At 65.6% G+C, this 17487-nt stretch carries 18 protein-coding genes; 14 read left to right on the top strand and 4 right to left on the bottom strand.

From position 1 onward, the window contains the following. The first annotated feature begins 7 nt into the window (after positions 1 to 7). The 11 genes from rplR (at position 8) to PV764_RS09565 (ending at position 7319) form a co-directional block, all read left to right on the top strand. On the top strand, positions 8 to 361 hold the full coding sequence (gene rplR / locus PV764_RS09615; RefSeq protein ID WP_019186158.1) for a 50S ribosomal protein L18: 354 nt from the start codon (positions 8 to 10) through the stop codon (positions 359 to 361). Positions 362 to 519: 158 nt separating this feature from the next. Continuing rightward, positions 520 to 1059 carry a 30S ribosomal protein S5 gene (gene rpsE / locus PV764_RS09610; protein WP_019186159.1) on the top strand — a complete coding sequence of 180 codons (540 nt, stop codon included), beginning with the start codon at positions 520 to 522 and terminating at the stop codon, positions 1057 to 1059. Continuing rightward, complete coding sequence (gene rpmD, locus PV764_RS09605; RefSeq protein WP_019186160.1) at positions 1052 to 1243, top strand: 50S ribosomal protein L30; 192 nt, start codon at positions 1052 to 1054, stop codon at positions 1241 to 1243. The genes rpsE and rpmD overlap by 8 nt, the downstream gene beginning before the upstream one ends. Positions 1244 to 1247: 4 nt before the next feature. Beyond that, positions 1248 to 1691 (top strand): 50S ribosomal protein L15, encoded by a 444-nt coding sequence (gene rplO, locus PV764_RS09600; RefSeq protein WP_019186161.1) that lies wholly within the window; start codon positions 1248 to 1250, stop codon positions 1689 to 1691. A 3-nt stretch (positions 1692 to 1694) separates the two neighbouring features. Continuing rightward, positions 1695 to 3050: a preprotein translocase subunit SecY gene (gene secY / locus PV764_RS09595; protein ID WP_019186162.1), complete on the top strand. Its 1356-nt coding sequence runs from the start codon at positions 1695 to 1697 to the stop codon at positions 3048 to 3050. A gap of 345 nt (positions 3051 to 3395) precedes the next feature. Beyond that, the gene (gene rpsM / locus PV764_RS09590; protein ID WP_019186163.1) at positions 3396 to 3752 is read left to right on the top strand and encodes a 30S ribosomal protein S13; all 357 of its coding nucleotides are present in this window, start codon (positions 3396 to 3398) and stop codon (positions 3750 to 3752) included. Positions 3753 to 3764: 12 nt separating this feature from the next. Then, a complete protein-coding gene (rpsK, locus tag PV764_RS09585) occupies positions 3765 to 4154 on the top strand; it encodes a 30S ribosomal protein S11 (RefSeq protein ID WP_017355427.1) in 390 nt (129 codons plus the stop codon). Positions 4155 to 4168: 14 nt separating this feature from the next. After that, entirely contained in the window at positions 4169 to 4798 is a 630-nt protein-coding gene (gene rpsD, locus PV764_RS09580; RefSeq protein WP_019186164.1) for a 30S ribosomal protein S4, read from the top strand. A 54-nt stretch (positions 4799 to 4852) separates the two neighbouring features. Next, entirely contained in the window at positions 4853 to 5851 is a 999-nt protein-coding gene (locus tag PV764_RS09575) for a DNA-directed RNA polymerase subunit alpha (RefSeq protein ID WP_019186165.1), read from the top strand. Between the two features lie 201 nt (positions 5852 to 6052). Continuing rightward, the gene (gene rplQ, locus PV764_RS09570; protein WP_019186166.1) at positions 6053 to 6439 is read left to right on the top strand and encodes a 50S ribosomal protein L17; all 387 of its coding nucleotides are present in this window, start codon (positions 6053 to 6055) and stop codon (positions 6437 to 6439) included. A 370-nt stretch (positions 6440 to 6809) separates the two neighbouring features. Further along, complete coding sequence (locus PV764_RS09565; RefSeq protein ID WP_399622147.1) at positions 6810 to 7319, top strand: disulfide bond formation protein B; 510 nt, start codon at positions 6810 to 6812, stop codon at positions 7317 to 7319. A 111-nt stretch (positions 7320 to 7430) separates the two neighbouring features. On the opposite strand, the gene PV764_RS09560 is transcribed toward PV764_RS09565, so the two are convergent. After that, the gene (locus PV764_RS09560) at positions 7431 to 9557 is read right to left on the bottom strand and encodes a TonB-dependent receptor (protein WP_421116528.1); all 2127 of its coding nucleotides are present in this window, start codon (positions 9555 to 9557) and stop codon (positions 7431 to 7433) included. Between the two features lie 212 nt (positions 9558 to 9769). On the opposite strand from PV764_RS09560, the gene PV764_RS09555 reads away from it, so the two are divergent. Together PV764_RS09555 and PV764_RS09550 are read left to right on the top strand one after the other, a co-directional pair. Continuing rightward, a complete protein-coding gene (locus PV764_RS09555) occupies positions 9770 to 11161 on the top strand; it encodes a class II 3-deoxy-7-phosphoheptulonate synthase (protein ID WP_019186169.1) in 1392 nt (463 codons plus the stop codon). Between the two features lie 104 nt (positions 11162 to 11265). Beyond that, positions 11266 to 12411, top strand: a complete 1146-nt coding sequence (locus PV764_RS09550) for a mechanosensitive ion channel family protein (RefSeq protein WP_399622140.1) — start codon at positions 11266 to 11268, stop codon at positions 12409 to 12411. 191 nt (positions 12412 to 12602) lie between these two features. Here the strand turns inward: PV764_RS09550 and PV764_RS09545 are convergent, their stop codons facing one another. From PV764_RS09545 to typA, 3 genes are read right to left on the bottom strand one after another with little or no spacing between them, the layout of a single operon-like run. Further along, positions 12603 to 14225: an amidase gene (locus PV764_RS09545; RefSeq protein WP_421116527.1), complete on the bottom strand. Its 1623-nt coding sequence runs from the start codon at positions 14223 to 14225 to the stop codon at positions 12603 to 12605. Positions 14226 to 14280: 55 nt separating this feature from the next. Then, positions 14281 to 14766 carry a DUF2127 domain-containing protein gene (locus tag PV764_RS09540; RefSeq protein WP_019186172.1) on the bottom strand — a complete coding sequence of 162 codons (486 nt, stop codon included), beginning with the start codon at positions 14764 to 14766 and terminating at the stop codon, positions 14281 to 14283. Positions 14767 to 14778: 12 nt separating this feature from the next. Then, positions 14779 to 16626, bottom strand: coding sequence for a translational GTPase TypA (gene typA, locus PV764_RS09535; protein WP_026070244.1), 1848 nt, complete (start codon positions 16624 to 16626; stop codon positions 14779 to 14781). A gap of 340 nt (positions 16627 to 16966) precedes the next feature. Between typA and PV764_RS09530 the strand changes: the two genes are divergently transcribed. Then, entirely contained in the window at positions 16967 to 17461 is a 495-nt protein-coding gene (locus PV764_RS09530) for a peptidylprolyl isomerase (protein WP_319623797.1), read from the top strand. Positions 17462 to 17487 lie beyond the last annotated feature (26 nt).

The raw sequence follows: 17487 nt of genomic DNA, 5'->3' as shown, positions 1-17487 counted from the left end.
AAAGATCATGAACAAGAACATCGCTCGTCTGCGTCGTGCCAAGTCGACCCGTGCCCACATCCGTGTGCTCGGCGTGCCGCGTCTGTCGGTGCTGCGCACCGGTCAGCACCTGTACGCCCAGGTCTTCACCGCCGACGGCTCCAAGGTGCTGGCAGCTGCCAACACCACCCAGGCCGACGTCAAGGAAGGCCTGAAGAACGGCAAGAACAGCGACGCCGCCGCCAAGGTTGGCAAGCTGGTCGCCGAGCGCGCCAAGGCTGCGGGCATCGAGAAGGTCGCTTTCGACCGCTCGGGCTACCGCTACCACGGCCGCATCAAGGCACTGGCTGATGCAGCCCGCGAAGGCGGCCTGCAGTTCTAAGGGATAAGGAAGCGGGGCTGGTCCCCGCTTCCGCCTGCCTGCCGGCGCGGGTTGCGCCGGGCGACGTCCTTCTTCTGCAGGGGCGCTCGAATCACCGCTCCATCTCACAGCTATAAGCGGCCCTGAGCCGTACATACTCAATCAATCAAGGAATCAACATGGCAGAAGAACGTCAGCAGCGGGGTCGCGATCGCGATCGCCGCGAAGAGAAAGTCGACGACGGCATGATCGAAAAGCTGGTCGCGGTCAACCGCGTCAGTAAGACCGTCAAGGGCGGCCGCCAGTTCACCTTCACCGCACTGACCGTGGTCGGTGACGGCGCAGGCAAGGTCGGCTTCGGTTACGGCAAGGCGCGTGAAGTGCCGGTCGCGATCCAGAAGTCGATGGAACAGGCTCGCAAGAACCTGGCCACCGTCGATCTGAACAACGGCACCCTGTGGCACCCGGTGAAGTCCGGCCACGGCGCAGCCCGCGTGTTCATGATGCCGGCCTCCGAAGGTACCGGTGTGATTGCCGGTGGTGCCATGCGCGCCGTCCTGGAAGCCGTTGGCGTCAAGAACGTGCTGGCCAAGGCCGTCGGTTCGCGTAACCCGATCAACCTGGTTCGCGCCACGCTGAAGGGTCTGACCGAAATGCAGTCGCCGGTCCGCATCGCGGCCAAGCGCGGCAAGAAGGTGGAGGATCTCAACCATGGCTAATGAAACCGTCAAGACCGTCAAGGTCCGCCTGGTGGCTGGCCTGCGTGGCACCCAGTCGCGTCACCGCCTGTCGGTGCGTGCCCTGGGCCTGAACAAGCTCAACGATGTGCGTGAACTGAAGGACAGCCCGCAGGTTCGCGGCCTGATCAACAAGGTCCACTACCTCGTCAAGGTTGAGGAATAATCCAATGACCATGCATCTGAATGAATTGAGCCCGGCACCGGGCGCTCGTAAAGAGCGCACCCGCGTCGGTCGTGGTATCGGCTCCGGCCTGGGCAAGACCTGCGGCCGCGGCCACAAGGGTTCGTTCGCCCGTAAGGGTGGCGGCAAGATCAAGGCAGGCTTCGAAGGCGGCCAGACCCCCATGCAGCGTCGTCTGCCGAAGGTCGGTTTCCGTTCCAAGATCGCCAAGGACACCGCTGAAGTGCTGTCCTACCAGCTGGAACGCCTGGAAGCCGGCGAGATCGACTTTGCCGCGCTGCGCGCTGCCAAGCTGGTCCCGAGCACCGCCAAGCGTGCCAAGATCGTCATGAAGGGTGACCTGACCAAGGCCTTCACCCTGAAGGGCGTCGCTGCAACGGCCAGTGCCAAGGCCGCGATCGAAGCTGCCGGCGGCAGCGTACAGGAGTAAGACATGGCGCAAGCTGGCATTGGTAACCTCGGCGGCGGGCTCGGCAAGTTCACGGAACTCCGCCAGCGCCTGCTGTTCGTCATCGGGGCATTGATCGTCTACCGCATCGGCTGTTATGTGCCGGTGCCTGGCGTCAATCCCGATGCCATGCTTGCGCTCATGCAGGCGCAGGGCGGCGGCATCGTGGACATGTTCAACATGTTCTCGGGCGGCGCCCTGCACCGTTTCAGCATTTTCGCGCTGAACGTGATGCCGTACATCTCGGCATCCATCGTGATGCAGCTGGCGGTCCACATCTTCCCGGCATTGAAATCGATGCAGAAGGAAGGTGAATCGGGTCGTCGCAAGATCACCCAATATTCCCGCATCGGCGCCGTGTTGCTGGCGGTGGTGCAGGGCGGCAGCATCGCGCTGGCGCTGCAGAACCAGGTCTCCCCGGGCGGTGCCCCGGTCGTCTACGCACCGGGCATGGGCTTCGTGCTCACCGCCATCGTCGCGCTGACCGCCGGTACCATCTTCCTGATGTGGGTCGGTGAGCAGGTCACCGAGCGCGGCATCGGCAACGGTGTCTCGCTGATCATCTTCGCCGGCATCGTGGCCGGCCTGCCGGGCGCGGTCATCCACACCGTGGAAGCCTACCGCGACGGCAACATGAGCTTCATCGCCCTGCTGCTGATCGTGCTGGTGGTGCTGGCCTTCACCTACTTCGTGGTGTTCGTCGAGCGGGGCCAACGCCGCATCACGGTGAACTACGCACGTCGCCAGGGTGGCCGCAACGCGTACATGAACCAGACCTCGTTCCTGCCGCTGAAGCTGAACATGGCGGGCGTGATCCCGGCCATCTTCGCCTCGAGCATCCTGGCGTTCCCGACGACGCTGGCGATGTGGTCCGGCCAGGCCAGCTCGGCCACGTGGCTGCAGAAGGTCGCCAACGCCCTCGGCCCGGGCGAGCCGCTGCACATGATCGTGTTCGCTGCGCTGATCAGTGGCTTTGCGTTCTTCTACACCGCGCTGGTGTTCAACTCGCAGGAAACCGCCGACAACCTGAAGAAGTCGGGCGCGCTGATTCCGGGCATCCGTCCGGGCAAGGCCACCGCCGACTACGTGGATGCCGTGCTGACCCGCCTGACGGCTGCCGGTTCGCTGTACCTGGTGATCGTCTGCCTGCTGCCGGAAATCCTGCGCACCCAGCTGGGCGCCTCGTTCTACTTCGGCGGCACCTCGCTGCTGATCGTCGTGGTGGTGGTGATGGACTTCATCGCCCAGATCCAGGCGCACCTGATGTCGCACCAGTATGAGAGCCTGTTGAAGAAGGCCAACCTGAAGGGCGGCAACCGCGGCGGTTTTGCCCGCGGCTGATTGACCTGTTACACTAGTCTTCTTGTTGTGAAGGCCCTCCGGTTCCCGGACTGGCCTTCCAAATCGAAGGGCGGCCCCTGCAGCGGTTTCGGGTGGGGGTGTGATGTGGTGGTCCCGCGCGGGAGTAGCGCGGGCGGCGGCGAGGGCAACCTCTGCAGTCAACGACATCCGGCGCCGGAGCATGGGCACACTCCCCACGCCGGGTCCATGGAACCTCAAGGTTCCACGGGCTTCCCAGTAAACCGAGACCTTGATAGAATCGCTAGTTCACTTTTTTGATCCATCCTGCCGGATTGGCGCGCCCATGGTGCGCTGTCGGCCATCACTCAGCTGGAGAACCGCGTCATGGCGCGTATTGCAGGCGTCAACCTGCCAGCCCAGAAGCACGTCTGGGTCGGGTTGCAAAGCATTTACGGCATCGGCCGTACCCGTTCGAAGAAGGTCTGCGACGCCGCAGGCGTGACCTCGACCACCAAGATCCGCGATCTGTCGGAGCCGGAAATCGAGCGTCTGCGTCTCGAAGTCGGCAAGTACATCGTGGAAGGCGATCTGCGCCGTGAAATCGGTATCGCGATCAAGCGCCTGATGGACCTGGGCTGCTACCGCGGTCTGCGTCACCGTCGCGGTCTGCCGCTTCGTGGCCAGCGCACCCGTACCAACGCCCGCACCCGCAAGGGCCCGCGCAAGGCGATCAGGAAGTAAGGGACCTAAGAAATGGCTAAGCCCGTCGCTAAGACCAAGAAGAAGATCAAGCGCGTCGTCACTGACGGCGTCGCCCACGTCCATGCTTCTTTCAACAACACCATCGTGACCATCACCGACCGTCAGGGCAACGCTCTGTCGTGGGCGACCTCCGGTGGCGCTGGCTTCCGCGGTTCGCGTAAGTCCACCCCGTTCGCTGCCCAGGTGGCTGCCGAGAAGGCCGGCCGTGCCGCGCTCGACTACGGCGTCAAGTCCCTGGAAGTCCGCATCAAGGGCCCGGGTCCGGGTCGTGAGTCGGCCGTGCGCTCGCTGAACAACGTGGGCTACAAGATCACCAACATCATCGACGTGACGCCAATCCCGCACAACGGGTGCCGTCCGCCGAAGAAGCGTCGCGTCTAAAGGAGCGATAAGAAATGGCTCGTTATATCGGTCCTACCTGTAAGCTCGCCCGCCGCGAAGGCGCCGACCTTTCCCTCAAGAGCCCGGCCCGTGCGCTGGACTCCAAGTGCAAGCTGGAGCAGAAGCCCGGCCAGCACGGCGCCACTGCCCGTAAGGGCAAGCTGTCCGACTACGCTACCCAGCTGCGCGAAAAGCAGAAGGTCAAGCGTATCTACGGTCTGCTGGAGCGTCAGTTCCGCAACTACTACAAGAAGGCCTCGACCAAGAAGGGCAACACCGGCGAGAACCTGCTGCAGTTGTTGGAAACCCGTCTGGACAACGTCGTCTATCGCATGGGCTTCGCTGTGACCCGTCCGGCTGCCCGTCAGCTGGTCTCGCACCGCGGCGTCACCGTGAACGGCAAGTCGGTCAACCTGGCTTCGTACCAGGTCAAGGCTGGCGACGCCGTCGCTCTGTCCGAGAAGGCTGCCAAGCAGCTGCGCGTTCAGGAAGCCCTGACCGTGTCTGCCACGCATGACCTGCGTCCGTCGTGGGTTGAAGTTGATTCCGGCAAGTTCGCCGGCATCTTCAAGGCCGTGCCGGATCGTTCGGACCTGCCTGCGGATATCAACGAAGCGCTGATCGTCGAGTTGTATTCGAAGTAATTCACATTGGAGAACCTCCGGGTCACACCGGAGGTTCGCAGGAGAACCCGCAACATGACGGTTACCGCCAACCAGGTTCTGCGTCCTCGCGGTCCGCAGATCGAACGCCTTACCGATACCCGCGCCAAGGTCGTCATCGAACCCTTGGAGCGTGGTTACGGGCATACGCTGGGCAACGCCCTGCGTCGCGTGCTGCTGTCGTCCATCCCGGGCTTCGCCATCACGGAAGTCGAAATCGATGGCGTACTGCACGAGTACACCACGCTCGAAGGCTTGCAGGAGGACGTGCTGGAAGTCCTGCTCAACCTGAAGGACGTGGCCATCCGCATGCATACCGGTGACAACGCTACGTTGTCGCTGTCCAAGCAGGGTCCGGGTGTCGTGACCGCTGCTGATATCAAGCTGGACCACAACGTCGAAGTCCTCAACAACGACCATATCATTTGCCACCTGACCAAGGACACGGCAATCAATATGCGTCTGAAGATCGAGCGTGGTTTCGGCTACCAGCCGGCGGCCGCGCGTCGTCGTCCGGATGAAGAAACCCGTGCCATCGGCCGTCTGGTCCTGGACGCCTCGTTCTCGCCGGTCCGTCGCGTCGCCTATTCGGTGGAAGCGGCCCGCGTTGAACAGCGTACCGATCTGGACAAGCTGGTGCTGGACATCGAAACCAACGGCACGATCGATGCCGAGGAAGCCGTGCGCACTGCCGCCGACATCCTCAGCGATCAGCTGTCGGTCTTCGGTGACTTCACCCACCGCGACCGCGGTGCGGCCAAGCCGGCCAACAACGGCGTGGATCCGGTGCTGCTGCGCCCGATCGACGACCTGGAACTGACCGTGCGTTCGGCCAACTGCCTCAAGGCAGAGAGCATCTATTACATCGGCGATCTGATCCAGAAGACCGAAGTGGAGCTGCTCAAGACCCCGAACCTCGGCAAGAAGTCGCTGACCGAGATCAAGGAAGTCCTCGCACAGCGCGGCCTTTCGCTCGGCATGAAGCTGGAGAACTGGCCGCCGGCCGGTGTCGCCCAGCACGGCATGCTCGGCTGATCCAGCGCTACGCAAGATGCTTGACCCCGCACCTTCGGGTGCGGGGGCTTCACCGGCAACACCCCGCACCGACAGGTCGATAGCCTGCGGTGACGGCCAGCCAGGACGGCTGGCACCGGACCATCCGCAGTCCAAGCAGCAACGCCAGGATGGCGACAGCGATACCCAACCGATCCAACATTCACTTCAGGAATCACCGTCATGCGTCATATGAAGTCCGGTCGCAAGTTCAACCGCACCAGCGCCCATCGCGAAGCAATGTTCAAGAACATGGCCGCGTCGCTGTTCAAGCACGAGCTGATCAAGACCACCCTGCCGAAGGCCAAGGAACTGCGCCGCGTTGCCGAGCCGCTGATCACCCTGGCCAAGGTTGATTCGGTTGCCAACCGTCGTCTGGCGTTTGCTCGCCTGCGCGACAACGAAGCCGTTGGCAATCTGTTCACCACCTTGGGCCCGCGTTACGCGAACCGTCCGGGCGGCTACCTGCGTCTGCTGAAGTGCGGTTTCCGCGCTGGCGACAATGCGCCGATGGCCTATGTGGAGCTGGTCGATCGCCCGGCTGCTGTGGCTGAAGCCGTCGAAGAGTAATCTTCGAGCTGTACCTGTTATTCGGTGAAGAACCCGGCCTTGTGCCGGGTTTTTCCGTTTCTGGGGTTTGATGACGGCAAGAGCGTGGCGCTGCGGGTGGGGGTGGGGCGTTGGCGCGGGCAGGTTGGCGGGAACGCCTGCACACCGGATCGGTGCGCATGGGGGTAAAGCGCAGCACGTGCCGGTCTCGACGCGTGGGTAGTGCCGGCCGCTGGCCGGCTCCTCGGCACCATCGCCACGTTCGTGTGGTTCGGCGTGCTGCACGGAACTCGCTGTCCGGCCGGTGGCGCCGATGGTCGGCAGCTGCGCATGGACGTGGGCGGTCACGGCCCTGTTAATCTTGGCGCCTGGACTTTCACGAGTGTTGGCAATGAATCCATTGCGTTGGAGTTTCCGCGCCCAGTTCCTGCTGGGGTTCCTGGTCTGCGCGGCGCTGTTGGGGTATGCGATCTTCCTGCAGCTGAAGATGGGGCTGGAGCCGTGCCCGTTGTGCATCTTCCAGCGGATCGCGTTCGCGGCGCTGGGGCTGCTGTTCCTGATCGGGGCGCTGCACGGTCCGGGTGATCCGGCCGGGCGGAAGACGTATGGCGTGCTGGCCTTCATCGCGGCGGCTGTCGGTATCGGCATTGCCGGGCGCCATGTGTATGTGCAGTTGCTGCCGCAGGACATGGGCTCGAGCTGCGGGCCACCGTTGAGCTTCCTCAGCGAGACGATGGGGCCGTTCGAGGTGTTCCGCACGGTGCTGACCGGTACCGGCAACTGCGGCAACATCGATTGGCAGTTCCTGGGCCTGACGATGCCGATGTGGAGCCTGGTGTGGTTCGCGGCATTGGCGCTGTGGGCGCTGGTGACGGCGTTCCGTGCGCGTCGCCGCCACTGAGGTCGCATCCGGCCGTCCCCGGCCTGGCACGCGTTGCGCGGCCAGGTCGGAGGCTGCGGTCAGGTCTGGATGTTCCCGGCCTGATCCGGTCGCAAGGTGTCAGGGCACCGCTCAGAAGTCCTGCTGCAGGCTGAGGTAGGCGCCACGGCGCGGGCCCCACTGCGGGGCGAAGACGCCGATCCCGCCGCCGTCGCGCAGCTGGTAGCTGCGGTCCAGTGCGTTGACCAGGGCCAGCTGTGCGTGCAGCGGGTGGCCGCTGTCGGCGTTGAAGTCGTGGCCGGCGCTCAGGTTGAGCTGGAGGTAGGCGGGGAGTTCGCCACCGTTGGGGACGCCGTCGGCGTCCGAGCGCAGGCCGCTACCGAAGACGTAGTCGGCGCCAAGACGATTGTGGCCGGCGAAGGCGTAGCTGATGCCGCCGGAGGAGGTCAGTTTCTGGTCGTGGTCCAGGTGGATCCAGTTGTCCTGGACATAGGCCAGTGCTTCCGGATCCAGGTTGTACTGGCCGGTGATGACCTGCTTGCCCATGGCCTTGTTGTAGGCCGCGTTGACGTAGGCGCTGAGCGGGCCATTGCTGTAGTCGGCGCTGAATTCCACGCCGTGGATATGCCCGTAGCGATAGTTGAAGGTCGAGTAGATATAGGCGGCGCCGAACTGGCCTTCGTCCTGCAGCCGGTCGACCTTGCGGTCATAGGCGTCCAGGCCGAGGGTGAGGTGATCGCCGATCTGCTGGGAGACGCCGATGTCGTAGTAATCGCTGCGCTCGGACAGCGGGATCGTGCTGCCGCCGGCCGGTTGCTGGTTGGTGGTGCCCTCATAGAGGGCGATGTCGCTGCTGGCCACCAGTTCGCTGGCCGGTGGGGTGAAGTAGCGCGAGTAGCCGGCGTGCACGGTGGTGCTGTCGCTGGCGTTCCAGACCACGCCCAGGCGCGGGCTGAGCTGGCCCTCGGTGCCACTGAAGGCCTTGTAACGGTCGCCGCGCAGGCCGTAGTTGATCGTCCAGTCGTCGCCCAGGCGCCATTCGTCCTGCAGGTAGACAGCCGTGGTGGTGGCGTTGAAGGCATTGGCGTCGAGGATGCGCAGCGGCGTCGTGCTGGCCTGCTGGCCGTCGGCATCGACCGGGAAGACCCAGGTGTCGCTGCCGGCGCGGGCGCGCTCGGCGTTGACGTACAAGCCATAGCGCAGCGTGTGGTTCTCACCCAGCGGCGTGGAGAAATCGGCCTGCACGCTGTTGGCGCGATTGCTGCGCTCCACCTGCGAGGCCACGCCGTTGAAGATGAGGTCGCCGGCGAGGTCCGGGTCGAAGGACAGGTCGCTGTAGCGCTGGCCGGCCGAGACCTGGTAGGCGGTGTCGCCCACTGTTCCCTGCAGCACCAGCATGCCGAAGCGGGTGGTCTCGCGCTGGTTTTCGTCCAGCGCGGCCGAGTCGGCGTTCACCGTATCCAGGTAGCCGAACTGCGGGCTCTGGCCGGGGTTGACCGGAATCTGGAAGCGGTTGTTGGAGAAGCCGGCGAACAGGCTCAGGCGGGTGGCGTCGTTGACCAGGTAGGTCAGGTCGGCGAACGCCTTGCCCTGGTGGGTGTCATCGTGGTCCGGCCGGCGCGAGGCGGTGGGATTTTCCATGCCGATCTGGTTCTGGTCGTAGTTGCCGGTCAGGTACCAGCTCCAGGGGCCCTGGCTGCCCCACCACGAGGCGTTGGGGTTGACCTTGCCGTAGGAGCCGGCGGTGAGGCCGGCGCTGCCGCCATTGCCCAGCTCGGCGCCGCTGCGGGTGGTGATGTCGACCACGGCGGCGGTGCGCTCGCCAAACTGTGCCGGCAGGGCGCCATCCATCAGGCGGAGGCTCTTGATCGCGCGGGCGTCCAGGGTCTGGCCGAAGCCGGAGATCGATTCGGGCAGCAGCACGCCGTTGAGCCGGTACTGCAGGTTGGCGTGGTCGCCGCGCACGTGCACGCCGCCGTACGAGTCTTGGACCACGCCCGGTGCCTGCAGCAGCACCTGGTTCAACGGGGTGGAGGCGCCCAGTGGCAGGTTCTGGATGTCTTCGGCGGTGATCTGGTACTGGCTGCTGCCGATATCCGGCGACAGGGCGTTACGCGCCTGGTCGAGCTGGGCGCTGACGGTGACGGCATCCAGATCGGTGACGGCGGGGGTGGCGTTGGCAGGGGCGGCGGCGAGGGCGGGCAGGCTGGTAAAGGCCAGGGAAACAGCAATACCGGTAGCAAGCAGGGAGCGCTTCATGAGGATGGCTTGGCTGGGCAAAGGGGGAGGGGCCGGCCTGGCAAGTGTTACTCCATAACAAATCATGCGCCTGTCCGCGGCCGCTGGACCATGCGCGATCTGGCCGATCGCCGCGCCTGTTGACCGGTGTTCAGCCACGCAGGCCGGCCCAGCCCTTTGCGGCGGCGGCGCGCTCTGCGACCATGACCGGCCCCACACCCCGGAAGTCCGTGATGAGCCTGTCCGCCCCCCCCGTAGCCGATCCCGCCGCGACCGCCGTCGACGCTGCCTGGTCGCCGGAGAGCTGGCGTGGCAAGCCGGCGCTGCAGATGCCGACCTACCCGGACCCGCTGGCGCTGGATGCCTCGCTGCACGAGCTCAAGCGGCTGCCGCCGCTGGTGACCTCCTGGGAGATCCTGGCGCTCAAGCAGCAGCTGGCCGATGCCCAAGAAGGCAAGCGCTTCCTGCTGCAGGGCGGTGACTGCGCGGAGAACTTCAGCGACTGCGAATCCACCACCATCTCCAACCGGCTCAAGGTGCTGCTGCAGATGAGCTTGGTGCTGGTGCACGGCATGCGCAAGCCGGTGATCCGGGTCGGGCGTTTCGCGGGGCAGTACGCCAAGCCGCGCTCGGCCGATACTGAAACCCGCGACGGCGTGACCCTGCCCAGCTACCGCGGCGACGTGATCAATGCGCCGGAATTCACCGAAGCTGCCCGTCTGCCGGACCCGCGCCGGATGCTGCAGGCGCATGCGCATTCGGCGATGACGATGAACTTCGTGCGGGCGCTGATCGATGGCGGCTTCGCCGATCTGCACCACCCCGAGTACTGGAACCTGGAGTGGGTGCGGCATTCGCCGCTGGCCACCGATTACCAGAAGATGGTGTCCTCGATCGGCGACGCGGTGCGCTTCATGGAAACGCTGTCCGGCACGCAGGTGTACAACCTCAACCGGATCGACTTCTACACCTCGCACGAAGCGCTGCTGCTGCCCTACGAGCAGGCGCTGACCCGGCAGGTGCCGCGCCAGCAGGGTTGGTTGAACCTGAGCACGCACTACCCGTGGATCGGCATGCGCACCGCGGCGCTGGATGGCGCTCACGTGGAATATCTGCGTGGCGTGCGCAATCCGATCGCGATCAAGGTCGGCCCGTCCGTGCAGCCGGACCAGCTGCTGCGCCTGATCGATGTGCTCAACCCCGATGACGAACCGGGCCGCCTGAGCTTCATCCACCGCATGGGCGCGGCTCAGATCGCCGAGAAGCTGCCGCCGCTGTTGAATGCGGTCAAGCGCGATGGCCGACGCGTGCTGTGGGTGTGCGATGCGATGCATGGCAATACCGAGAGCACCAGCAATGGCTACAAGACGCGCCGTTTCGACAATGTGCGTGGCGAGGTCGAGATGTCCTTCGATCTGCATGCCGCGGCCGGCACGCGGTTGGGCGGCGTGCACCTGGAGCTGACCGGGGAGGACGTGACCGAATGCACCGGCGGCGCCCGCGAGCTGACCGAACGCGACCTGGAGCGTGCATACCGCTCCTCCGTCGATCCGCGCCTGAACTACGAGCAGTCGCTGGAGATCGCGATGGCGATCGTGCGCAAGCAGGCGCATTACGCCGACTGACCCGGGGGCGTGTCCTCGACACGCACCTTACATTCGTCTGACACCCTGGTCATGGTGGTACCGGCATCCTGTGGACTTCCTTGCGAAGAACACAGGAGCGTGCAGTGACCGTGGACTGGCAGCAGGCAGCGCTGTATCTATGGCCGATCTCGATCGCACTGGTGATCGGCATCACGGGCTGGTGGTTGCTGATGGCGTTGACGCGGCGCTTGAAAAACCGCGATTACCGCCGCGCCCGCATCGCGCGCGTGATCAGCCGGCCGCTGGCGTTCGCGCTGCCGCTGCTGCTGCTGATTCCCGCGCTGGAAGCCACGCCGCTGCACGGGCGTTGGCTGGATCAGTCACTGCGCCTGCTGCACATTGGCCTGACCGGCTGCTTCATCTGGCTGCTGGTGCGCGCGGTCGCTGCCGGCGAGCAGGCGATCCTGCGCGACCACCCGATGGAGGTGGCCGACAATCTCGAAGCGCGTCGCATCCAGACCCAGACCCGGGTGCTGAGCCGCGTGCTGATGGGCGCGATCATCCTGGTCGGCGTCTCGCTGATCCTGCTGACCTTCCCGATGGTGCGCCAGATCGGCACCGCGCTGCTGGCCTCGGCCGGCATCATCGGCCTGGTCGCCGGTATCGCGGCCAAGCCGGTGTTCGGCAACCTGATCGCCGGCCTGCAGATCGCCTTGACCCAGCCGATCCGGCTGGACGATGTGGTGATCGTGGAAGGTGAGTGGGGCCGGGTGGAGGAGATCAACAGCAGCTACGTGGTGGTGCGGATCTGGGATGCGCGGCGGATGGTGGTGCCCCTGACGTGGTTCATCGAGCACCCGTTCCAGAACTGGACACGGCGCAGTGCGGACCTGCTTGGCACTGCCTTCCTGTGGCTGGATTACACCGCGCCGATCCCGGCGATCCGCGCTGAACTGGAGCGGATCTGCAAAGGCGAGGCACTGTGGGACGGCCAGGTCTGCGTAACCCAGGTGACCGAAACCAGCGAGCACACCCTGCAGGTGCGCCTGCTGGTGAGCGCGCGCAACTCCGGCGATGCATTCGATCTGCGCTGCATCGTGCGCGAGCGGATGCTCGATTTCCTGGCGCGCGAGCATCCGCAGGCGCTGCCGCGCACCCGTGCCGAGCTCAACCAGGAAGTGACGCCGACGCGCCGGCCGCGCTCGCAGCCGGCCGAGGATGTGCGCTCGCCCGGGGCCGAGGATGGTGAGCCGGCGATCCTGCCGGACCCGGGCGATGCATCCCGGTAGTGCCGGCCGCTGGCCGGCAAACGCATGGACCCTGTGCCGGGATTGCGTGGTTGCCGGCCAGCGGCCGGCACTACCGAGGCGGGGCGCACGAACGGCCGGAATCACCGAGGCGGGGCATGCCAAGGCCGGGATTGCCTGGGCAGGGGCGTACGTTATCGGGTAGGTACCGACCGTTGGTCGGTACACGCCCGTCAGGGCGCGACGGCGTTCGTCAGCAGACTGTCGGTCTGGAAGCGTGGTGGGCGGCGCGCCCGCGTGCGCTGCTCGTAGGCGTAGCCCAGTTCGATCAGGCGCGGCTCGCTCCACGCGGTGCCCATGAACAGCAGGCCCAGCGGCAGGCCGTTCACGTGCGCCATGGGCACGGTCAGGCTCGGGTAGCCGGCCACGGCGGCAGCGCTGTAGCTCTCGCCCGGGAAGTCATCGCCACTGCCCGGCCGGATCGGCCAGGCCACGCCGGTGGTCGGGGCCACCAGCGCATCCAGTTTCTGCTCGCGCAGCACCGCATCGATGCCCTCGGGGCCGGCCAGGCGGCGTGCGTCACTGCGTGCGCGGATGTACGCCGGGGTGCCCGGCCCGCCCATGGCGGCAGCGGTTTCCATCAGGTCCTGGTCGAACAGCGCCAGCTCCTTGCCCGCGTGCTGCCGGTTCCAGGCGATCACGTCCTCCAGGCTGCGCACCGGGGCCTGGTAGGTGGTGAAGTAGCGCTGCAGCCCCGCCTTGAACTCGTGCATCAGCACGATGCGTTCGGCGTCCTGCCACTGGCCCTGGGTCGGCAGCTGCACCGGTACCACGGTGGCGCCGGCGTCGCGCAGCACGGCCACGGCATGCTGCAGGGCCGGGGCGATGCCTGGCTTCTGCATCAGGTCGCCATACAGCACGCCGACCCGCGCGCCGCGCAGGCCATCGGCGTTCAGGCGGGAGGTGTAGTCGTAGACCGCGCGCCCGGGCATGGTCGCGGTGGCCGGGTCGGCCTCGTCGCGGCCGGCCATGGCGGTCAGCAGGGCCGCCGCATCGGCGACGCTGCGCGCCATCGGGCCGGCGGTGTCCTGGCTGAAGGAGATAGGCAGGATGCCTTCGCGGCTGACCAGGCCGACGGTCGGTTTCAGCCCGACCACGCCGTTGACGGCGGCCGGGCAGACGATGCTGCCATCGGTTTCCGTGCCGATCGCAGCCACCGCCAGATTGGCCGACACCGCCACCGCGCTGCCGCTGCTGGAGCCGCAGGGGCTGTGGCTGAGTCGATACGGGTTGCGGGTCTGTCCGCCACGCGCGCTCCAGCCAGAGACCGATTGGCTGGAGCGGAAGTTGGCCCATTCGCTCAGGTTGGTCTTGCCCAGGATCAGCGCGCCGGCCGCGCGCAGCCGCTTGACCAGGAACGCATCGTCGGGGCGGAAGCCTTCCAGTGCGAGCGAGCCGGCGGTGGTACTCATGGGGCTGGCGCCGATGTTGTCCTTGAGCAGCACCGGGATGCCGTGCAGCGGGCCGCGGAGCTGGCCCCGGCGGCGCTCGGCATCCAGTTGGGCGGCCTCGCGCAGTGCGTCCGGATTGAGCTCGATGACCGCGCGCAGGCGCGGGCCGGCGCGGTCGAGGCGGGCGATGCGGTCCAGGTAGGCGCGGGCCAGGGTGACGCTGTCCAGCTCGCCGCTGGCCATGCGCGCCTGCAGATCGGCGATGTCGGCTTCGGCGTAGGCGAAGGGAATCGGCGCGCTGGTGGGCGGTGCCGCGGCAGGCGACTCATGGGCGTGCAGGGGCGCCGGGCCCGGGCTGCAGCCGGCCAGTGCGATGAGCATCAGTGATGTCAGTGTCAGGCGCATGCCTGTCCCCCCGAACCGGCCGACAGGCTAACCAGCACAGACGGCGCTTGGCAACTCAAGCCGCGTTGGCGGCCTTGCCATGGCGTTTGCGGATATCGCGGGCGAGCACGCCGACCACGATCAGATTGATCACCAGCACCGACCACGAGGCCCAGCCCGGGTGACGGAGAATGGCGTAGATATCGAACGGCAGGTAGATGCCGGCGGTGACGCAGCCCAGCCAGGAGGCCCAGGCTTTGGCGCGCCAGAGGCCCCAGGCCTCGAAAAGGTGCAGGACGCCATAGGCGACCATCGCAGCCGCCGCCAGATGCACGGCATCGGGGCTGATCATGTTGAGCAGCGAGGGCAGGGTGCCGTGATCCGGGTCCAGACTGAACCGGCGGATCAGGGCATTGACCGCATCGCGCAGGGGCTGCGGGCCGAGCATTTCCAGCCCGGTCGCAGCCAACAGCGCCAGAACCGCCTTGCTGGCTTCCAGCAAGGCGATCAGGTGAAGCCCCGGATGCTTGTGAGGATCCGGGTTGTAGGGCTTGTCGGTCACGACAGGGTCCTATCAGCCGCCGCGCGATGCCTTCTTGCGGTCGCTTTCGGTCAGGCCCTTCTTGCGCAGGCGGATTTCCTTCGGGGTGATCTCGACCAGCTCGTCGTCTTCGATGAAGTCCAGGGCCTGCTCCAGCGAGTACTTGATCGCCGGGGTCAGCTGGATCGCATCGTCTTTGCCCGAAGCGCGCATGTTGGTCAGCGGCTTGGTCTTGATCGCGTTGACGGTCAGGTCGTTGTCCTTGGAGTGGATGCCGACCAGCTGGCCTTCATACACGTTGTCGCCTTCAGCAGCGAACAGCTTGCCGCGTTCCTGCAGCGGGCCCAGGGAGTACGCCGGGGTGGCACCCGGAGCATTGGCGATCATCACGCCGTTCTGGCGCTTGGCGATCGAACCCTGTTCCTTCGGGCCGTAATGATCGAACACGTGGAACAGCAGGCCCGAACCCTGGGTCAGGGTCTTGAACTCGTTCTGGAAACCGATCAGGCCACGGGCCGGGATCTGGTACTCCAGGCGCACACGGCCCTTGCCGTCCGGCTCCATGTTCTTCAGCTGGCCCTTGCGGGTGCCCAGCTTTTCCATGACGCCGCCCTGGTGCTGTTCTTCGATGTCCACCACCAGCTGTTCGATCGGCTCCATGGCCTGGCCGTCGATCTGCTTGATGATCACTTCCGGGCGCGACACGGCCAGCTCGTAGCCTTCACGACGCATGTTCTCGATCAGCACCGACAGGTGCAGTTCGCCACGGCCGGAGACCAGGAACTTGTCGGCGTCTTCCAGCTGTTCCACCTTCAGGGCCACGTTGTGGACCTGCTCGCGGTCCAGACGGTCCTTGATCTGGCGGCTGGTCAGGAACTTGCCACCGGACAGGTCCTTGTTGCCGGCGAACGGCGAGTTGTTGACCTGGAAGGTCATCGAGATCGTCGGTTCATCGACGGTCAGCGCCGGCAGTGCTTCCGGGGTATCCGGGTGGCACAGGGTGTCGGAGATGGTCAGCTCCGGAATGCCCGAGATGGCGATGATGTCACCGGCCTCGGCGGTGTCCTGCTCGATGCGCTCCAGGCCCAGGAAGCCCAGCACCTGTGCGACCTTGCCGTTGCGCTTCTTGCCTTCGCGATCGATCACCGCGACCTGCATGTTCTTCTTCAGGGTGCCGCGCTGCACGCGACCGATGCCGATCACGCCCACGAAGTTGTTGTAGTCCAGCTGGCTGATACGCATCTGGAACGGACCTTCCGGGTCCACTTCCGGCTTCGGCGCGTGCTGCATGATCGCTTCGTACAGCGGGGTCATGTCGCCGTCGCGCACGGTGTCTTCCAGGCCGGCGTAGCCGTTCAGGGCCGAGGCGTAGACGATCGGGAAGTCCAGCTGCTCATTGGTGGCGCCGAGCTTGTCGAACAGGTCGAAGACCTGGTCGATCACCCAATCCGGACGCGAGCCCGGACGGTCGACCTTGTTGACCACGACGATCGGCTTGAAGCCCATCGCGAAGGCCTTCTGGGTCACGAAGCGGGTCTGCGGCATCGGGCCGTCCATCGCATCGACGAGGATCAGCACGGTGTCGACCATCGACAGCACGCGCTCCACTTCGCCGCCGAAGTCGGCGTGTCCCGGGGTGTCGACGATGTTGATCCGGTTCTTGATGCCGGTCTTCTTGTCTTCCCAGGTGATGGCCGTGTTCTTGGCCAGGATGGTGATGCCGCGTTCCTTTTCCTGGTCATTGCTGTCCATCACGCGCTCGGCGAGCACGGTGCGCTCGGAGAGGGTGCCGGACTGCTTGAGCAGCTGGTCGACGAGGGTGGTCTTACCGTGGTCGACGTGGGCGACGATGGCGATGTTGCGAAGATTTTCGATAGACATGCGAAAGGGGGCCAGTCGGCGCCGGATTTGGAAAAAGAAGTCCAACATTATACGGCCAAGATGACCAATCGCGAAAAGTGCCTCGCAAGCCTTGCCGGACGGGCATTCAGGTAGTGCCGGCCGCTGGCCGGCAACCCCGTGATCCCCGGCAGGTTTTGCCTGGCTGCTGGCCAACGGCCGGCACGACCGCCGTCCCTGAGGCATTCAGCAAAGCGTGTCCGTGCCGGCGCGGAGGTGCCTGGGCGCGTGGCGACGCGTTTGTCCAGCAGGCGCCCGTTGGTCAGGGGGCGCGGTGTATCCTATGGGGCTAACGACAAACCCCCGTACCCCAAGGATTTGCATGTCCCTCATCGCCACTTTCGACACCACCCAGGGCCCGATCAAGGTCGAGCTGTTCGCCGACAAGGCCCCGCTGACGGTCGCCAACTTCGTGAACCTGGTCAAGCGCGGGTTCTATGACGGCCTGATCTTCCACCGCGTCATCCCCGACTTCATGATCCAGGGCGGCTGCCCGCAGGGTCGTGGCACCGGCGGCCCGGGCTACAAGTTCGAAGATGAAAAGAATGGCGTGAAGCATCAGGTCGGTTCGCTGTCGATGGCCAATGCCGGCCCGAACACCAACGGCAGCCAGTTCTTCATCACCCACATCAAGACCGATTGGCTGGACGGCAAGCACACCGTGTTCGGCCAGGTCCTGGACGGCCAGGCCATCGTGGACTCGGTCAAGCAGGGCGATGTGATCCATTCGATCACCCTGGAAGGCGACACCGACGCCGTGCTGGCCGCCCAGGCCGAGCGCGTGGCGGAGTGGAACAAGCTGATCCCCAGCGCCTGATCCGATCCCGACGGCCCCCTGTGAAG

The organism is Stenotrophomonas sp. AS1 (genome assembly GCF_048957655.1).
GTDB classification, from domain to species: domain Bacteria; phylum Pseudomonadota; class Gammaproteobacteria; order Xanthomonadales; family Xanthomonadaceae; genus Stenotrophomonas; species Stenotrophomonas bentonitica_A.
Note: the sequence above shows the minus strand (reverse complement) of the source record. Positions and strands in the feature narration are given on the sequence as shown.

Coding starts and splice junctions, on each gene's coding strand:
- rplR (WP_019186158.1), top strand. CDS start 8: ATGAACAAGAACATCGCTCGTCTGCGTCGTGCCAAGTCGACCCGTGCC.
- typA (WP_026070244.1), bottom strand. CDS start 16,626: ATGTCTATCGAAAATCTTCGCAACATCGCCATCGTCGCCCACGTCGAC.
- rpsM (WP_019186163.1), top strand. CDS start 3,396: ATGGCGCGTATTGCAGGCGTCAACCTGCCAGCCCAGAAGCACGTCTGG.
- secY (WP_019186162.1), top strand. CDS start 1,695: ATGGCGCAAGCTGGCATTGGTAACCTCGGCGGCGGGCTCGGCAAGTTC.
- PV764_RS09555 (WP_019186169.1), top strand. CDS start 9,770: ATGAGCCTGTCCGCCCCCCCCGTAGCCGATCCCGCCGCGACCGCCGTC.
- PV764_RS09565 (WP_399622147.1), top strand. CDS start 6,810: ATGAATCCATTGCGTTGGAGTTTCCGCGCCCAGTTCCTGCTGGGGTTC.
- PV764_RS09530 (WP_319623797.1), top strand. CDS start 16,967: ATGTCCCTCATCGCCACTTTCGACACCACCCAGGGCCCGATCAAGGTC.
- PV764_RS09575 (WP_019186165.1), top strand. CDS start 4,853: ATGACGGTTACCGCCAACCAGGTTCTGCGTCCTCGCGGTCCGCAGATC.
- rplQ (WP_019186166.1), top strand. CDS start 6,053: ATGCGTCATATGAAGTCCGGTCGCAAGTTCAACCGCACCAGCGCCCAT.
- rpsD (WP_019186164.1), top strand. CDS start 4,169: ATGGCTCGTTATATCGGTCCTACCTGTAAGCTCGCCCGCCGCGAAGGC.
- PV764_RS09545 (WP_421116527.1), bottom strand. CDS start 14,225: ATGCGCCTGACACTGACATCACTGATGCTCATCGCACTGGCCGGCTGC.
- rpsE (WP_019186159.1), top strand. CDS start 520: ATGGCAGAAGAACGTCAGCAGCGGGGTCGCGATCGCGATCGCCGCGAA.
- rplO (WP_019186161.1), top strand. CDS start 1,248: ATGACCATGCATCTGAATGAATTGAGCCCGGCACCGGGCGCTCGTAAA.
- rpmD (WP_019186160.1), top strand. CDS start 1,052: ATGGCTAATGAAACCGTCAAGACCGTCAAGGTCCGCCTGGTGGCTGGC.
- PV764_RS09560 (WP_421116528.1), bottom strand. CDS start 9,557: ATGAAGCGCTCCCTGCTTGCTACCGGTATTGCTGTTTCCCTGGCCTTT.
- rpsK (WP_017355427.1), top strand. CDS start 3,765: ATGGCTAAGCCCGTCGCTAAGACCAAGAAGAAGATCAAGCGCGTCGTC.